This is a genomic window from Chryseobacterium daecheongense (genome assembly GCA_027920525.1).
Lineage (GTDB): Bacteria > Bacteroidota > Bacteroidia > Flavobacteriales > Weeksellaceae > Chryseobacterium > Chryseobacterium proteolyticum.
Map to the genome: position 1 here is coordinate 2,541,442 of CP115858.1, position 16,672 is coordinate 2,558,113.

A 16,672-nucleotide genomic window follows, 5' to 3' on the forward strand; every position below is an offset into this window, starting at 1 on the left:
AAGCATTTTAAAATTATTAACAAATAAATAACGTGAAAAGTCAATTTTTAGTTTGTCATTAAAATCATTATCTTTGCACTGCTCAAAAATAAACTAAAAAATCAAAACTAATTCTTAATAAAAAAAATAATAGATATTATGTCTTATACACCAGCTGCTGCAGACGTAGCAAAATTGAGAAACCAAACAGGTGCAGGTATGATGGACTGCAAAAAAGCTTTAGTTGAAGCTGAAGGAGATTTCGAAAAAGCAGTAGATATCCTTAGAAAAAAAGGACAAAAAGTTGCGGCTAACAGAGCTGACAGAGAATCTACTGAAGGAGTTGTTATTGCAAGAGTAAATGAAGATAACACTTTAGGTGCTGTTATTTCTTTAAATTGTGAGACTGACTTTGTTGCTAAAAACGAAGCGTTCATCGAGTTAGCTTATGAGTTAGCTGAAATGGCAATTTTTGCTGCAACTAAAGAAGAACTTCTAGCTACAGACTTCCACGGAATTACTGTTGCTGAAAAACTTATCGAGCAAACAGGAGTTATTGGTGAAAAAATTGAGATCGGTGCTTTTGAAAGGCTAGAAGGTCCTTTCTTAGGAGCTTATATCCACGCTGGAAACAAAATCGCTGCAATTACATCTCTTTCTTCTAAAGTAGAAGGAGCTGATGAAGCTGCTAAAGCTGTTTCTATGCAGGTTGCTGCAATGAACCCTATCGCTCTTGACGAAACAAGAGTTTCTCAAGAAACTATTGACAAGGAATTAGAAATCGAAAGAGAACTTCTTACTAAAGAAGGTAAGCCTGAAAACATTATCGACAATATCCTTAAAGGTAAAATGCAGAAATTCTACAAAGAAAACACTTTGGTTCACCAAGCATTTATTAAAGATGGAAGCCAATCTGTTGCAGACTATGTAAAATCTGTTAATGGAGATTTAAAAGTTACAGGATTTGTAAGAGTAAGTCTTAACTAATCTTGTCTTCTTAAGATAAATAAAATCCCGATGAAAATTCATCGGGATTTTTTTATGCTCTTACTATTATTTTTGAATTTAAAATCGCCATGATAAAAATTATTCTTTTTACGATTATAATTTTCATACACTCAAAAGATTTTGACATATAATTATGAATTATTTTTTATTTTAGCCCGTAATTTATTAATGATATATCAAATATTATTTTAAATTTGTAGAAATCCTAATTCCCAAGTTTATGAAAAGATTTCTACTCAGTTTATTACTGTTCTTTTTTACAATTAACCTATTTTTCGCACAAAGAGATACTGAGCACTGGATAGCCCCTTATTATGATACCGTTGGAGGATATACCAACGCATTATATTTATCTACAGATTCGGTCACTCCCTTTGATGTACAAATTTATAATAATAATGCCGTGGTTACCACTGTTACAATCAGTAAAGGGAGCCCACAAGTCTATACCATCACGGACAATGCCCTTATAATGGCCAACACTACAGCAAATGCTTTTACTGCAACAAGTAAGGGACTATACCTTAAAGGGGACAAGCCTTTTTATTGTAGTTTAAGATTAGCACAAAGCGTACATGGTGAAATCATCACCAGTAAAGGAAAAGCGGGTATTGGTAAAGAATTTTTCGTAGCATCCAGCCCTAACACTTCAACAAGTTCACTATACAATTTTACCGCAGGAATTCTTGCTACAGAAGATAACACAACTGTAACTGTCTCATGGAATGGCACAGGCGTTACTTTTTATGGAGGAACACCTACAGGAAATTCACATACTTTCACATTAAACAAAGGACAATCATTTATATTTGCAGGTTCCGGGAATTCCAGCCCAAATCTTACGGGATTTATCGGTGCTAAAGTTGTCTCCGACAAACCCGTTACATTAACCAATGGTAGCTGCAATGGAAATTTCGGGATATTAGGATCCGGAGGTTCTGACCCTGTTCTCGACCAGTCTGTTCCTGTAGAAAGACTGGGTAATACTTTTGCCATGGTCAAAACTAGGTCCACAGCCCCATCTCAAAATATGGAAGGCGGAATCATCATAGCCACAGAAGATAATACAGATATATTTTTAAATGGCTCTCCTACTGCTGTAGCAACAATCAATGCAGGACAATGGTATAGAATCAACGAAACAAGTTATGTAACACAAACCGGAGCGGGAACACATTCCAATATGTTTATTTCCACATCCAAAAAAGTATATTTATATCAATTTGTAGCTGTAGGAGATAGTAATGCTACCTGTGGATTTAATTACATCCCACCTCTAAACTGTTTCCTGCCCAGAAAGATTGATGAAATTGGAAACATTAATCAGATGCCGGGTATTTCAAGTGGGATTACATTAAAGCTAAACATTTTAACAGAGACAGGAGCAGCTGTTTTAGTGAACGGAGTCGCTCCAACGGCCGCACAAGGACCTTACCCCTTGACGGGCAATACCCAATGGCAAACCTATGCCATTGAAGGGATTACAGGAAATGTATCCATCACATCTACAAAAGCTGTAACTGCAGGAATCAACGGCGGATATAGCTCCGCAGGATATGGAGGTTACTTTGCAGGATTTTCATCAGTACCAGTAATCAGTAAAAAGACAGGGGAGTGTGTCCCTGGTATTGTTTTGGAAGTTGACGATGGATATGAAACCTATCAATGGTATTTAAACGGGGTTGCCATTCCTGGCGCTACTACCAACACTTACACTCCTACCCAAGCAGGAAATTATACCGTGAAAGTTGGTATGGGAACATGCCCTCCTGTAACAACGCCTATTTATAAGGTTTTCAATTGTATGAAAAATACAACAACCAGTATAAATGCTTGTGCTACTAAAATTATAACCCCAACCTTTTCAAGCTCTACACAGACACCTGTACCGAGTACTGTATCCATTTTAACAGCACCTACTCACGGAACAGCAGTCCTAAACCCTTCGACAGGAATAATAACTTATAATCCTGCACCGGGATATTTAGGACCAGATGTAATCGTTTATACTTTCTGTGGAAATGCTCCGGAATTCATCGACTGCGAAACAGTAACTGTAAATCTGACAGTTGTCCCTTTTATCGTAAAGGATGCCACCCTGGAAGCATGTCAATATGAAGACAAAGCTTATTTTGATTTAACAACAGCCAATGTTATTGACTTCAATTTAGTAACAAAAAAATACTACCCCACTTTAGCTGACCTGAACGCTAATACCAATCAGATCACAGAGCCTCAACACTATGGTTCTGCGGGAGGAGTTGTTTATGTTAAAATTACAAGTAATGAAGGATGTACAGGAATTGCAAAAATTACACTAATTGCAAAACCTATTAAGAAATCTCCTACTCTGCTTGATAAATATATTTGTATTGATTCTAGAACCAATCTTGATGCAGGCCCTGGTTACGATTCATATCAATGGAGCACGGGTGCCACTACACAATCCATAGAGGGAGTAGGAGTTGGTGAATACACCGTTATTCTTGGAAAAGACGGATGCTTTGTTACACAGATTGTAAAGGTTATCAAAACTCAGGATCCTGTAATTACTCAGATTGAAATCTCTAACAATACGGCAACTGTTATTGTAAATGGTGGTACACCACCTTACAAATATTCCGTAGACGGAACATCAAACTGGCAGGATTCAAATGTATTTACCAACCTTTCCAGAGGTCAACATACATTCTACGTAAAAGATGCCAATAATTGCACACCTATTTCTGTTGAAATTACGGTTCCTAACTTAATCAACGCAATAACTCCAAACGGCGACAATATCAACGATTATATTGATTACAGTGAATTGGGTTATAAAGAGAATCTTAGCTTTATCATCTATGACAGGTACGGAAATAAAATATTCACCGGCGACAAATTCAACAATTACAAATGGGATGGAAGACATTTCGATAAAAAGATAGTGACAGGAACTTATTGGTACCACATCAACTGGAATGAATCCAACAAAGAAAAAACACCTATAAAATATACGGGTTGGATTTTAGTAAAAAATAGAAATTAACATTAAATAATTATTAAATAATTAGACCACGATTAATTAATCGTGGTTTTTTATTGTTGTAATAGATTATTATTAAAACATATCAAATAATCTACTATTTTTGTATAAAATTATAATTCCCAATACCATGAAAAAACATTTCTTTAGTCTAGTTCTGGTTCTTTTTATAATTAATACACTCTTTGCCCAGAGGGATACAGACCACTGGATAGCGCCTTATTACAGTACTATTGAAGGATATACTAATGCCTTATACCTATCAACAGATTCAGTAATCCCATTTGAAGTTAAAATCTATAACAACAATTCTATAATTGGAACAGCTATAATCAGCAAAGGAAATCCACAAACATTCACTCTAAATAACAATGTAATACTTGCAACTAATATAGCTGATGGATTTAAAGTAATTAATAAAGGATTATATCTTAAAGGTGATAAACGCTTTTACTGCAGCTTAAGAATGGCACAAAGCGCACATGGTGAAATTATCACCAGTAAAGGGAAAGCAGGTATTGGCAAAGAATTTTTCATAGCATCCAGTCCAAATAGCGCAATAAGTGCAATTTATAATTTTACAGCAGGAATTCTTGCTACAGAAGATAACACAACCGTAACTGTCTCATGGAATAGCACAGGCGTTACTTTTTATGGAGGAACATTTACAGGAAATTCACATACTTTCACATTAAACAAAGGACAATCATTTATATTTGCAGGTTCCGGGAATTCCAGCGCCAACCTTACAGGTTTTATAGGTGCTAAGGTTGTAGCTGATAAGCCTGTAGCTCTTACTAACGGAAGCTGTAATGGTAATTTCGGAATACTCAGCTCGGGGGGCTCTGATCCTGTTCTTGATCAATCTGTTCCTATTGAAAGACTTGGCAATACTTTTGCCATGGTCAAAACTAGGTCCACAGCCCCATCTCAAAATATGGAAGGCGGGATTATTATTGCAACAGAAGATAATACTGATATATTTTTAAATGGTTCTCCAAATCCAATATCTACCATAAATGCGGGACAGTGGTATAGAATTAATGAATCCAATTATGTCACACAAACCGGAGCAGGAACGCATTCCAATATGTTTATCTCCACATCTAAAAAAGTATATTTATATCAATTTGTAGCTGTAGGAGACAGTAACGCAACTTGTGGATTTAATTATATTCCACCACTCAACTGTTTCCTGCCCAGGAAGATAGATGAAATTGGAAATATTAACCAAATGCCTAATATAAACAGTCCAATAACACTGAAATTGAATATTCTCACTGAGACAGGTGCAGCCGTCCTTGTCAATGGAGTCGCCCCAACTCCTTCACAAGGACCTTACCCTTTGACGGGCAATACCCAATGGCAAACCTATGCCATTGAAGGGATTACAGGAAATGTGTCCATCACATCTACAAAAGCGGTAACTGCAGGAATTAATGGAGGATATAGCACTGCAGGTTATGGAGGATACTTCGCAGGATTTTCATCTGTCCCGGTAATTACGAAAAAAAGCGGTGAGTGTGTCCCTGGTATTGTTTTGGAAGTTGACGATGGATATGAAACTTATCAATGGTATTTAAATGGAGTCGCCATTCCCGGAGCTGTAAATAGCACCTATGCTCCAGTACAATCAGGAAACTACACTGTAAAAGTAACAATGGGAAGCTGTCCGGTAACAACTCCAATTTATAAGGTTTTTACCTGTATGAAAAATACAACAACCAGCATAAATATATGTGCCACTAAAATTATAACCCCAACCTTTTCAAGCTCTACGCAAACACCTGTTCCGAGTACTGTATCAATTTTAACAGCACCTATTCACGGAACAGCAATCCTAAATCCTTCTACAGGAATAATTACTTACAATCCTGCGCCGGGATATTTTGGACCAGATGTAATCGTTTATACTTTCTGTGGAAATGCTTCGGAATTCATCGACTGCGAAACAGTAACTGTAAATCTGACAGTTGTCCCTTTTATCGTAAAAGATGCCACCCTTGAAGCTTGTCAATATGAAGACAAAGCTTATTTTGATTTAACAACAGCAAACGTTATTGACTTCAATTTAGTAACAAAAAAATACTACCCCACTTTAGCTGACCTGAACGCTAATACCAATCAGATCACAAATCCACAAAATTACGAATCCACAGGAGGAGTTGTGTATGTTAAAATTACAAGTAATGAAGGATGTACAGGAATTGCAAAGATTACACTAATTGCAAAACCTATTAAGAAATCTCCTACTCTGCTTGATAAATATATTTGTATTGATTCTAGAACCAATCTTGATGCAGGCCCTGGTTACGATTCATATCAATGGAGCACGGGTGCCACTACACAATCCATAGAGGGAGTAGGAGTTGGTGAATATACCGTTATTCTTGGAAAAGACGGATGCTTTGTTACACAGATTGTAAAGGTTATCAAAACTCAGGATCCTGTAATTACTCAGATTGAAATCTCTAACAATACGGCAACTGTTATTGTAACTGGTGGTACACCACCTTACAAATATTCCGTAGATGGAACATCAAACTGGCAGGATTCAAATGTATTTACCAACCTTTCCAGAGGTCAACATACATTCTACGTAAAAGATGCCAATAATTGTAAACCGATTTCTGTAGAGATTACAGTTGTCAATCTTATTAATGCCATAACTCCTAATGATGATGGACATAATGATTATATTGACTATAGTGCCTTGTCATATAAAGAGAATCTTATTCTAGTTATCTATGACAGGTACGGAAATAAAATATTCACCGGCGATAAATTCAATAATTACAAATGGGATGGAAAACATTTAGGCAAAAAAATTTCCACAGGAACTTACTGGTATCACATTAACTGGAATGAATCCAACAAAGAAAAAACACCTGTAAAATATACGGGTTGGATTTTGGTAAAAAACAGAAATTAAATTTGACAATATTTCCAAACCACGATCTTAGAATTGTGGTTTCTTTTTATTATTTTATTGCATTTTTTTTAAATTACTTGATGATATATCAAATAATCTCCTATTTTTGCAACAATCCTAAATTCCCATATCTATGAAAAGATTTTTACTTAGTTTATTCCTATGTTTATTATCCTATAATTGCCTTTTTGCACAAAGAGATACAGACCACTGGTTTGCTCCTTATTTTGATAGCTCATCTTCGTCAGCTACAAACTACGCACACGGGCTTTACTTTTCTACTGACTCTGTCACTCCTTTTGATGTCAAAATTTATAGTAATAATGCATTAATCGGAACCGTTACTATCAGTAAAAACAGCCCACAATCCTTTACTTTGGGTGCTCAATACATCAGAACAACAAGCTCTTCAAGTGCTGCCGTTCCCACAAATCTTGGAGTTTATACCAAAGGAGACAAGCCTTATTTCGCTTCTTTAAGAATATATAATATTTCTCACGGAGAAATTGTTACTTCTAAGGGGAAAGCGGGAATTGGAACTCAATTTTATGCCGCAGCGACCCCTATGACTGTTAGTTCCACATCTAATAACTTCACAACGGGAATAATGGCAACAGAAGATAATACTACCATTACCATTTCCGGATATGATCCCAATATACAATTCATTAATAATACCACTCCTCCACTATCACTTACGACGACATTAAATAAGGGACAATCTTATATTCTTGCCGGACTTGGAAATACCGTTGCTAACCAGACGGGATTTATTGGAGCAAAGATTGTTGCCGATAAACCTATATCCGTTACCAATGGTAATTCAAATGGGTTTTATGCAACAACAACATCTGCTGATGGTTCGGATTTAATTATGGACCAGTCCGTACCAACGAACAGACTTGGGAATGAGTTTGCCATGGTAAAAAGTATTTCCACAAGCCAGAACAATATGGAAGGAGGAATTATAATTGCCACAGAAAACAATACTGAAATTTATCTTAATGCGGGAACAACTCCAGTTGCTACCATTAACGAGGGAGACTATTACAGAATTATGGCCAATGACTATGCTACTCAAGCGGGCGGTCACTCTAATATCTATATCCGTACTACAAAAAATGTTTATTTGTACCAATTAATTGGTGCCGGCTCTGCTAATAATACGGGAGGTTACAATTACATCCCCCCTTTAAATTGTTTCCTTCCCCGAAAAATAGATGAAATCGGGAAAATTCAGGAAATGCCAACCTATACAGGAACTGTTAATTTGAAACTTAATATTTTAACTGAAGCCGGTGCAGCAGTTACTGTAAATGGTGCTACTCCAACCGCAGCACAGGGACCATTTCCTCTTACAGGAAATACACAATGGGTAACATATGGTATACAAGGAATTACAGGAAATGTTACCATTACATCAACAAAAGCCGTAACTGCCGGAATCAACGGTGGATATAGCACGGCGGGTTATGGCGGATACTTCGCAGGATTCTCATCAATCCCTGTAATCGCGAAGCAAACCGGAGACTGTATTCCAGGAATAGTTTTAGAGGTAGACGACAGTTTTGAAACCTACCAATGGTCTCTAAACGGAAATCCAATTCCGGGTGCAACTTCCAACTCTTACACTCCAACTCAGGCGGGAAATTATACCGTAAGAATTACCGTAGGAAGCTGCCCTCCTGCTACAACACCTGTATACAAAGTATTCTCTTGCCTTGAACAATCTACAAAATCTCTAATCATGTGTGAGGGATACCAGGCGATTGTCCCTGAATTTACAAATTCAACCCAAACTTATGTTCCGGGAACGGTAACCATTGTAACTCCACCAGCGAATGGAACCGCAACAATTGATCCTGTAACCGGTGTTATTACTTATGTTCCGAATTTCGGATACTTTGGTCCGGATACCATTGTATATAAATTCTGCGGAAATGCTCCGGAATTTATTGATTGTGAACAGGTAACGTTAAACTTAACAGTTTCTTCAACGCCAACTGTTACCAATGCAGCATTGAGAGCTTGCTTCTTGGAGCAAAATCCGTCAACCGGGCTATTTAATCTTACTTTGGCTGCAGTAACCACACAGGCTGGAACCACAAAAAAATATTACCCATCACCTACTGATGCAGTAAATGGAACAAATGAAATTACAAATCCTACTACCTACATTGCACCAACCGGAGTTGTGTATATTAAAGTAAGCAATGCCAATGGATGTTACAGAGTTGCGGAAGTTACCCTGACTGTTCTAGCACCTGTAAAATCTACAGTACTGGTTGATAAAATCATCTGTATGGAAGATAAAACCACACTTGATGCAGGCCCCGGATTTGCTTCTTATCTATGGAGTACAGGAGCTACTACACAGTCAATTACTAACGTGGGAGTCGGCACTTATTCCGTCCAATTAAAAACGGGTGAATGTACAACAACACAAACAGTTAATGTATATCCCGCAGAACAACCTGTTATTTCTAATGTTGACATAACCAGTAATGCTATAACAGTATATGCTATAGGAGGTACACCTCCTTATAAATATTCAATTGATAACATAAACTGGCAGGACTCTAATGTATTTAATAATATTCCACGTGGAGATGCTGTTGTATATGTTAAAGACGCCTATGATTGTGATCCTATTTATGTTTCCGTTACTATTCCAAACCTGGTTAATGTAATTACCCCGAATGATGATGGTGTAAATGATGTAATTGATTATTCGTCATTATCGTACAAACCAAATTTAACATTCAATATCTATGACAGGTATGGTGCTAAAATCCATCAGGGAGATAAAACCAATGGCTATAAATGGAATGGAACAACCAATGGAAGTAAAAGAGTATCTACAGGAAACTATTGGTTTGATATTAGCTGGAATGAGCCTAATAAAAAGCAAACACCAATAAAATATTCCGGCTGGATCCTTGTAAAAAACAGAGAATAAGAATTTCTTGAATAATAATAAAAACCACGATTTCGAATCGTGGTTTTTTTATTATTTTTTCAACATATTACTACTTATTATTATTAAATTTGCGTTAAAAGCTAGTACTAAATGAATAAAATTCTATCTTTTTTATTTATATTTTATATTTTCTCGTCTGTATCTGCCCAATTGGACAGAGAACATTGGTTTGCTCCGATGGTAGACAGAACCGGAAATCCGAATCCCTATCAGAAACTGTATCTTTCTACCAACCGGACAACATCATTCCCTGTAAGTATTTATAATAATAATGTATTAATCGGTACCGTAAACATCAGTAAGAATAATCCTCAAAAATTTGATGTATTAAGGGATTATATCATCACAACACAGCAAACGGACCTATTTACTCCCACATCTAAAGGACTTTATTTAAAAGCAGAATTTCCTTTTTACGCAAATTTGAGATTTTCCGTATTCAACCATGCTGAAATTATCACTTCAAAAGGTATTCCCTCAACTGGAAAAGTTTTTTACGCAGCCAATGCTCCGATCAGTGTTACTAATATTATTTTAAACTTTATGACCAGTATCCTGGCCACTGAGGACAATACAACGGTTACCATATCTGGATATAAGCCTACTGTCCAGTTTTCAAATGGAACAACAGGAGCTACTAACCCTGTGATTACATTTACACTTAATAAGGGGAAATCTTACATTATAGATGGTATCGGAGATATTGCCGGAAACTTTGACGGATTTATTGGAGCGAAAATAACCGCTAATAAACCTGTAAATATCACCAATGGAAATTTTAATGGCCAGTATGCAGGGAATTACCCCACCAGTTCAGATATTCTAATGGATCAGGCTGTCCCCGTTGACAGGCTTGGAAATGAATTTGCGCTCGTCAAAGGAAACGGAAATATCGGCGCCAATATGGAGGAGGCATTAGTAATTGCAACAGAAGATAATACCCAAATCCGTGTAAATAACGAAGTCGTTCCTATTGCTACATTAAATACAGGACAATACTTTATTATTCCAGATACCAAGTACCAGCTGCAAGGAAACGGTCACTATAATTTATATATTAAAACGACAAAAAATACTTACGTATATCAGATGTTAGCCGGGGATGCAACCGCAGGAAATGAGGTGGCTACAGGGGGCTTTAATTTTATCCCTGCCCTCAACTGTTATCTTCCCAAGCAAATTAATGAACTGGGATTTATAGATGAAAATTTTGTCCACTCCAATAATAATCCAAATGGAATCCTCAGCATTCCAACAAAACTTAATCTTATCACCGAAAAAGGAGCCAATGTAACAGTGAACGGCATTACACCACCTGCCACAACAGGACCGTTTAATATGACAGGGACAAATAACTGGGTAACTTATGGAATTCCCAATGTTACGGGAACCATTACCGTTGTTTCCGATAAAGCAATTACTGCCGGAATCAATGCCGGAAGTGACGCTGTTGGTTATGGAGGATTTTTTGCAGGCTTCCCTACCCAACCTGTTATTTTAAAATCAGGTGGCGACTGTGTTCCGGGAATTGTTCTTACCGTAGATCCTATTATTTATAACGCCTATCAATGGTATCGCAATGGAATTCTTATTCCGGGAGCAACGAATGTTTCATATACCCCAACCCAGTCCGGAAATTATACTTGCGCCGTTACAATGGGTAGCTGTGCTCCATTAATTACCGAGCCTTATAAAGTCTTAAATTGTACTAAACTCAGCACCGCCTCATATGATGTTTGTACAAGCCATACAATTAACCCTGTATTTAGTTCTTCTACCCAGACACCTGTAATCTCAACAATAGCCATCTTAACGCCACCTACATTAGGAACAGCAACGATAAATCCTACTACAGGGGCCATCACATATAATGTAACTAATCCAGGAACTGCCGGAACAGATACCTTTACTTACACATTTTGTGGAAACGATCCGGATTTTCCTGATTGCGAAACTGTGACTGTTACGATACACATTCAGATTTTAATGGTAACTAATGCTACTTTATCTGCCTGCGATATCAACGGTCAGGGCACCTTCAATCTCACTTCAGCGAATGTTACTACCAGTACTCCTGTAACCATTACCTATTATCCGACCTTGACTGATGCGCAAACAGAAAATGCCACTGCTCTGATTACAAATCCCAATAACTATACAGCTCCGAATGGAACTATCATTTATGCCGTGGTAAAAAACCCTTCCGGATGTAAAAGCATTGCCCAGATCACACTCAATCTGTACCCGGTAGCAATTGTTCTGCAAAATTACAATGGTACTTTCTGTGATGATAATTTTGATGGTATAGTAACGGTTATATTATCAAATATTACTCCCCTGGTGCTTACAAACAGTACTTATTTTACAAACGTAAGATATTATGCAAATCTAGCTGATGCTGATGCCGGAAATGCCAATAATTTACCCAACACCTGGAGCTACAGTGCAACCACAACCATTTATATAAGAGTAGATTCTCCCGACGGATGTGCAAAGGTAATCCAGCCCCTTACATTTACATTAGGTGCAAGAGTTCCTTTACTTAAAAATACAGTAACGGAGAGTTTTTGTGATGATGATCTGGACGGAATAAAACAAGTAAATTTAAGTCAGTATATCACACAATTTACAACAGCCCCTTCAGTAAACGCTACTTTTTTTGCAACTCTTACAGATGCTCAGAATAACATCAATCCAATCAATAACCCCGTAATCCTTACGGGTACCCAAACTACTTACGTAAGATTTCAAAAGCAGGGAGTTTGTGCAGAAATAGGAAAGATAATCATAACCATAAAAACTCCTAAACGATCAGACTTACTTACTGATCAGATTATATGCCCTAATACCAAAACTACTTTAGATGCAGGTCCCGGCTTTGAAAGCTACCTTTGGAGCACAGGGGCAACAACATCTTCTATTTCCAATGTACCTGCAGGAAGTTATTGGGTAGACCTGCAATACAATGGTTGTATTTACAGACAGTTTGTAAATGTTACCGAATCTCAATCTCCAGCCATTGTTTCCATAGAGATTAACGGGAATACAGTAACTATAGGGGCAAGTGGAGGAACTCCTCCTTATGAATACTCACTCGATGGAACGACCTGGCAGATTTCAAACGTTTTTCAAAACCTGCCACGAGGGAGCTATATTATTTATGTAAGGGATTCCAAAAGATGTAATGAAGTTCAGAGGCCTTTTACCATCATCAATCTGATCAACACCATCACTCCAAATGATGATGGTCATAATGATGGAATAGATTATTCCGCATTGATGACAAAAGATAATATTGAGTTTAGAATTTATGACCGGTACGGCGCGGAAATCTTCAGAGGCACTGCTAGTAATCGTTATACCTGGGATGGGAAGCTGGGAGGAAGACCTGTGAATACAGCAACATACTGGTATACCATCAGCTGGACTGAGTACGGGGCAAGTACTGTCGTAAAATATTCTAGCTGGCTTTTGGTAAAAAACAGATAGCAAAACATCAACAGAAAGAAAAATGATCTAAAAAATCAACGTTATAACATTCATTAACACTTATGAACTAAAGTTTAATATAACTTTAACCTGTTTTCACTATCTATCTAGGTATAAATTGATGTAATTCTATGTAATTTTGCCACATTATATGAAGAAACTTATAACACTCTTGCTATTGGTTTTTCTTGCAAGGATCAATGCTCAAATATATTCCGGGGAAGTATTCCTTAGAGACAATTCCATATTATATTTAAATCAGGTTTATGTAACAAACCTGAATACTCAGCGAACCGTTCTTACGGATTATAATGGTGATTTTAACATTCAGGCTAACCCGGGAGATGTTATACGTTTTACTTCAATCGTTACAGAAAGAAAAGATATCCGCCTTACCCCTCAGATGTTCGGCATTAAAAGCCTGATCGAGCTGAAAATTGCCTATCATGATATCCAGGAGGTTGTCATCAGCAGATTTAAACCTACAGGAAATTTACGATATGATGTTAATGCCTTAGCTAAGAAAGATAAAGCCCTTGAGCTGAAAAAAGTAATTGGGCTTCCGGAACCTAAGGGAGATGGCAATCCGCCGCAGCTTCCGGTAGCGGGACTTCGTGACGGTGGCTTAACATTTAGTCTTGAAAGCATTTACGATATTTTATCTGGAGAAAGAAAAAAGAAACAACGTTATGTTGCTTACGAGAACATGAATAATTCGGTGACTCAAATAAAGAACTATTTGGGTAAAGATTATTTCCTGAAATTTAAAATTCCTGAGAATTTAATTGATAACTTTTTACAATTTGTTTATTCTTCAGAGAATATACAACCTTATGTACAGGCAGGTAACTTTGAAGCTGTAAAAATTCCAATTGAAAAATATTTACCCATCTATCAAAGAAGGCTAAAGAACTCCCATCTGCAAGATATTGTAAAATAATATACAGTTATTGAGATATTTACAAAAAAATTGTATTTATATACAATATATTCTTAAATTTATCTCACGTACTAGTGTAAAATAAAAATTATATTGGTACGTTATCTTTTTAAAGACTAACTGACCTGAATACAAATTAAGGAGAGATACCATTTAACCTAATATTTGTCAGATGAAAAAGTTACTTCTATTCTTTGGTACACTATTATTTATTAGCCTTTCTGCTCAGAAAAGAGGAAAGGACTACACGAATATTCTAAAAAGTAAAAACATTTATGAGATCAATGCCTTTCTTAGAGATGCCCATCCGGATGATCCCCGTAGATCAGTTTTAAAACCTAAAGTAATGGATATGATGAGGGAGTACATCAAGAATGCTCACCCGGCAGATCAAAAAGTAAAAGAAATGCAGGAAATGCTTGCTTTGCTTAAAAGGAGGCCATCTACCAAGATCACTTTTGATGAAATGAATGCTATTATTAAACAAAAGCAGATCGCAAAATACAAAGCAGAATTAGCTGCCAAACAATCTTCAATCGTTTATACGCCCAGTAATGCACAAAATGCAATTGTAGTCAACACATCTTCAACAACGGTAGCAATTCCCGATGCTGAAGCAGAAGAATTCAATATGCTGATGGCAGTTTCTCCCACGGAACATAAGAACAGGACAGTACAGATCCTAAATTCATTGTTTGATAATGATCCTATGAGCAAAGAATGTATCGTGCTTATAGAAAACAAATCAGACTGTAACATGATCGTGAGAATGGAAGGTGTTGGTACTACAAAATACAGACTCGCTGTTCCGGCACATAATGAAAACTCCATAGTTGTACAAAAAGGAGATTATCTTTTTACAAGCATTGTTTGCGGAGCACAATATGCCTCTCAAAAAACGATTCAAAAACCGATTATGGTTGCACTGGGATCCTCGGAACCTAAAAATTAACCTTTTCTTTTTAAGAACAAAAGGAACCAGTTATGCATAAAAATCACTATTTTTGCCAGATTTTCATTTATAGTCATGGGTAAAAATAAAATAGCAAGATTCGAAGAAAACAAAATATTACCTAACGTCATTCAACCGACAAGGGAAGAAGTTTTAAGTGGTTTCGAACTTAAAGGAAATTGGAGAACTGATTTCTTTAAAAACAATAATCCTATTGTTCTTGAGTTAGGGTGTGGAAAGGGAGAATATTCTGTTGGTCTTGCAAAAGCATTCCCAGAAAAGAACTTTATAGGGATAGACATTAAAGGAGCAAGGTTCTGGTTCGGAGCTAAAGAGGCTGTTGAAAACAATATGCCTAATGTTGCTTTTTTAAGATCTCAGATTGAACTTGTAGATCACTTCTTTGCAGAAAATGAAGTGGATGAAATATGGATCACTTTCCCGGATCCTCAAATAAAATACAGACGTACAAAACACAGGCTGACTCATCCTGACTTTCTGGATCGGTATAAAAAATTCATAAAACCAGGCGGAATCATTCATTTGAAAACAGATTCCGAATTTTTACACGGCTATACGTTAGGTTTTCTACAGGGAGCCGGCTATGAAATAATCACTGCCCATCACGACATTTACGGAGCTCCGGAGTATGATCCCGACACAAAATATTTAAGGGATATAAAAACGTATTATGAAGCACTTTTTTCCGCAAAAGGAAAGACTATTACTTATATAAAGTTTAGAATAAGTTAGTTTTATATGTAAACACATTTGATGAAAAACAACTATTCTGACTTTAATAAGATGCGAATAGATAGGGAAATAGAATTTTATAGATAAAAAGTAAAATCATACATTTACTGTTCAAAAATATATATGAAAAAGAAATTACTCTTACCTGGCATCATTCTCTCATTAATAATGATCAGCTGTAGTGTAAATTATAATAATTATCCAATCAGGAGAAATCCTTTTCCATCCACTTCTGCAACATCATCACGCGTAAGTACGGAACGTGAGTATAATGAATTAATGAAGACTTATAAGCCTGAAACAACTGAAGTATTAAATGACCTGTTAAATGACTCATCAGGGAGTACACAAACCTCTTTTTCTGTAGAGAATAAATCTCCTTGTAATATGGTCCTTACAATAAGCGGAAACAATTACTACAGAAAAATACCGATTGGAGCAAACAAAATAGGATACGTAATGCTTCCCAAAAATCAAAGTTATAAGCTTTCCGGGATGGTCTGCAACTCTGTATATCAATCGACAAAATTTATTACAAACTCCTACTCTATCACTTTATCCAACTAAAGTTTTTATATCATAAAAAAAGGCCACTAATTGTATTAGTGGCCTTT

The 16,672-nt window shown here is 36.5% G+C and carries 9 protein-coding genes; all 9 read left to right on the forward strand.

All coding sequences use genetic code 11. The annotated features are described in order from the left end of the window. Positions 1–138: 138 nt before the first annotated feature. The 9 genes from tsf to PFY10_11295 all read left to right on the forward strand — a co-directional run bounded on the left by tsf (position 139) and on the right by PFY10_11295 (position 16,625). On the forward strand, positions 139–966 hold the full coding sequence (gene tsf / locus PFY10_11255; GenBank protein WBV54823.1) for a translation elongation factor Ts: 828 nt from the start codon (positions 139–141) through the stop codon (positions 964–966). A gap of 241 nt (positions 967–1,207) precedes the next feature. Further along, the gene (locus tag PFY10_11260) at positions 1,208–4,015 is read left to right on the forward strand and encodes a gliding motility-associated C-terminal domain-containing protein (GenBank protein WBV54824.1); all 2,808 of its coding nucleotides are present in this window, start codon (positions 1,208–1,210) and stop codon (positions 4,013–4,015) included. Between the two features lie 127 nt (positions 4,016–4,142). Beyond that, the gene (locus PFY10_11265) at positions 4,143–6,944 is read left to right on the forward strand and encodes a gliding motility-associated C-terminal domain-containing protein (protein WBV54825.1); all 2,802 of its coding nucleotides are present in this window, start codon (positions 4,143–4,145) and stop codon (positions 6,942–6,944) included. A 133-nt stretch (positions 6,945–7,077) separates the two neighbouring features. Further along, the gene (locus PFY10_11270) at positions 7,078–9,903 is read left to right on the forward strand and encodes a T9SS type B sorting domain-containing protein (protein ID WBV54826.1); all 2,826 of its coding nucleotides are present in this window, start codon (positions 7,078–7,080) and stop codon (positions 9,901–9,903) included. 111 nt (positions 9,904–10,014) lie between these two features. Next, on the forward strand, positions 10,015–13,413 hold the full coding sequence (locus PFY10_11275; protein ID WBV54827.1) for a T9SS type B sorting domain-containing protein: 3,399 nt from the start codon (positions 10,015–10,017) through the stop codon (positions 13,411–13,413). Between the two features lie 151 nt (positions 13,414–13,564). Beyond that, the gene (locus tag PFY10_11280) at positions 13,565–14,353 is read left to right on the forward strand and encodes a hypothetical protein (protein WBV54828.1); all 789 of its coding nucleotides are present in this window, start codon (positions 13,565–13,567) and stop codon (positions 14,351–14,353) included. A gap of 172 nt (positions 14,354–14,525) precedes the next feature. Next, entirely contained in the window at positions 14,526–15,305 is a 780-nt protein-coding gene (locus tag PFY10_11285; protein ID WBV54829.1) for a hypothetical protein, read from the forward strand. 75 nt (positions 15,306–15,380) lie between these two features. Next, entirely contained in the window at positions 15,381–16,058 is a 678-nt protein-coding gene (trmB, locus tag PFY10_11290) for a tRNA (guanosine(46)-N7)-methyltransferase TrmB (GenBank protein WBV54830.1), read from the forward strand. A gap of 123 nt (positions 16,059–16,181) precedes the next feature. Next, positions 16,182–16,625 carry a competence protein ComL gene (locus PFY10_11295; protein ID WBV54831.1) on the forward strand — a complete coding sequence of 148 codons (444 nt, stop codon included), beginning with the start codon at positions 16,182–16,184 and terminating at the stop codon, positions 16,623–16,625. Positions 16,626–16,672 lie beyond the last annotated feature (47 nt).

Bases quoted from the DNA above. Each gene is read 5' to 3' on its own strand.
- tsf (WBV54823.1), top strand. From the start codon at position 139: ATGTCTTATACACCAGCTGCTGCAGACGTAGCAAAATTGAGAAACCAA.
- PFY10_11260 (WBV54824.1), top strand. From the start codon at position 1,208: ATGAAAAGATTTCTACTCAGTTTATTACTGTTCTTTTTTACAATTAAC.
- PFY10_11265 (WBV54825.1), top strand. From the start codon at position 4,143: ATGAAAAAACATTTCTTTAGTCTAGTTCTGGTTCTTTTTATAATTAAT.
- PFY10_11270 (WBV54826.1), top strand. From the start codon at position 7,078: ATGAAAAGATTTTTACTTAGTTTATTCCTATGTTTATTATCCTATAAT.
- PFY10_11275 (WBV54827.1), top strand. From the start codon at position 10,015: ATGAATAAAATTCTATCTTTTTTATTTATATTTTATATTTTCTCGTCT.
- PFY10_11280 (WBV54828.1), top strand. From the start codon at position 13,565: ATGAAGAAACTTATAACACTCTTGCTATTGGTTTTTCTTGCAAGGATC.
- PFY10_11285 (WBV54829.1), top strand. From the start codon at position 14,526: ATGAAAAAGTTACTTCTATTCTTTGGTACACTATTATTTATTAGCCTT.
- trmB (WBV54830.1), top strand. From the start codon at position 15,381: ATGGGTAAAAATAAAATAGCAAGATTCGAAGAAAACAAAATATTACCT.
- PFY10_11295 (WBV54831.1), top strand. From the start codon at position 16,182: ATGAAAAAGAAATTACTCTTACCTGGCATCATTCTCTCATTAATAATG.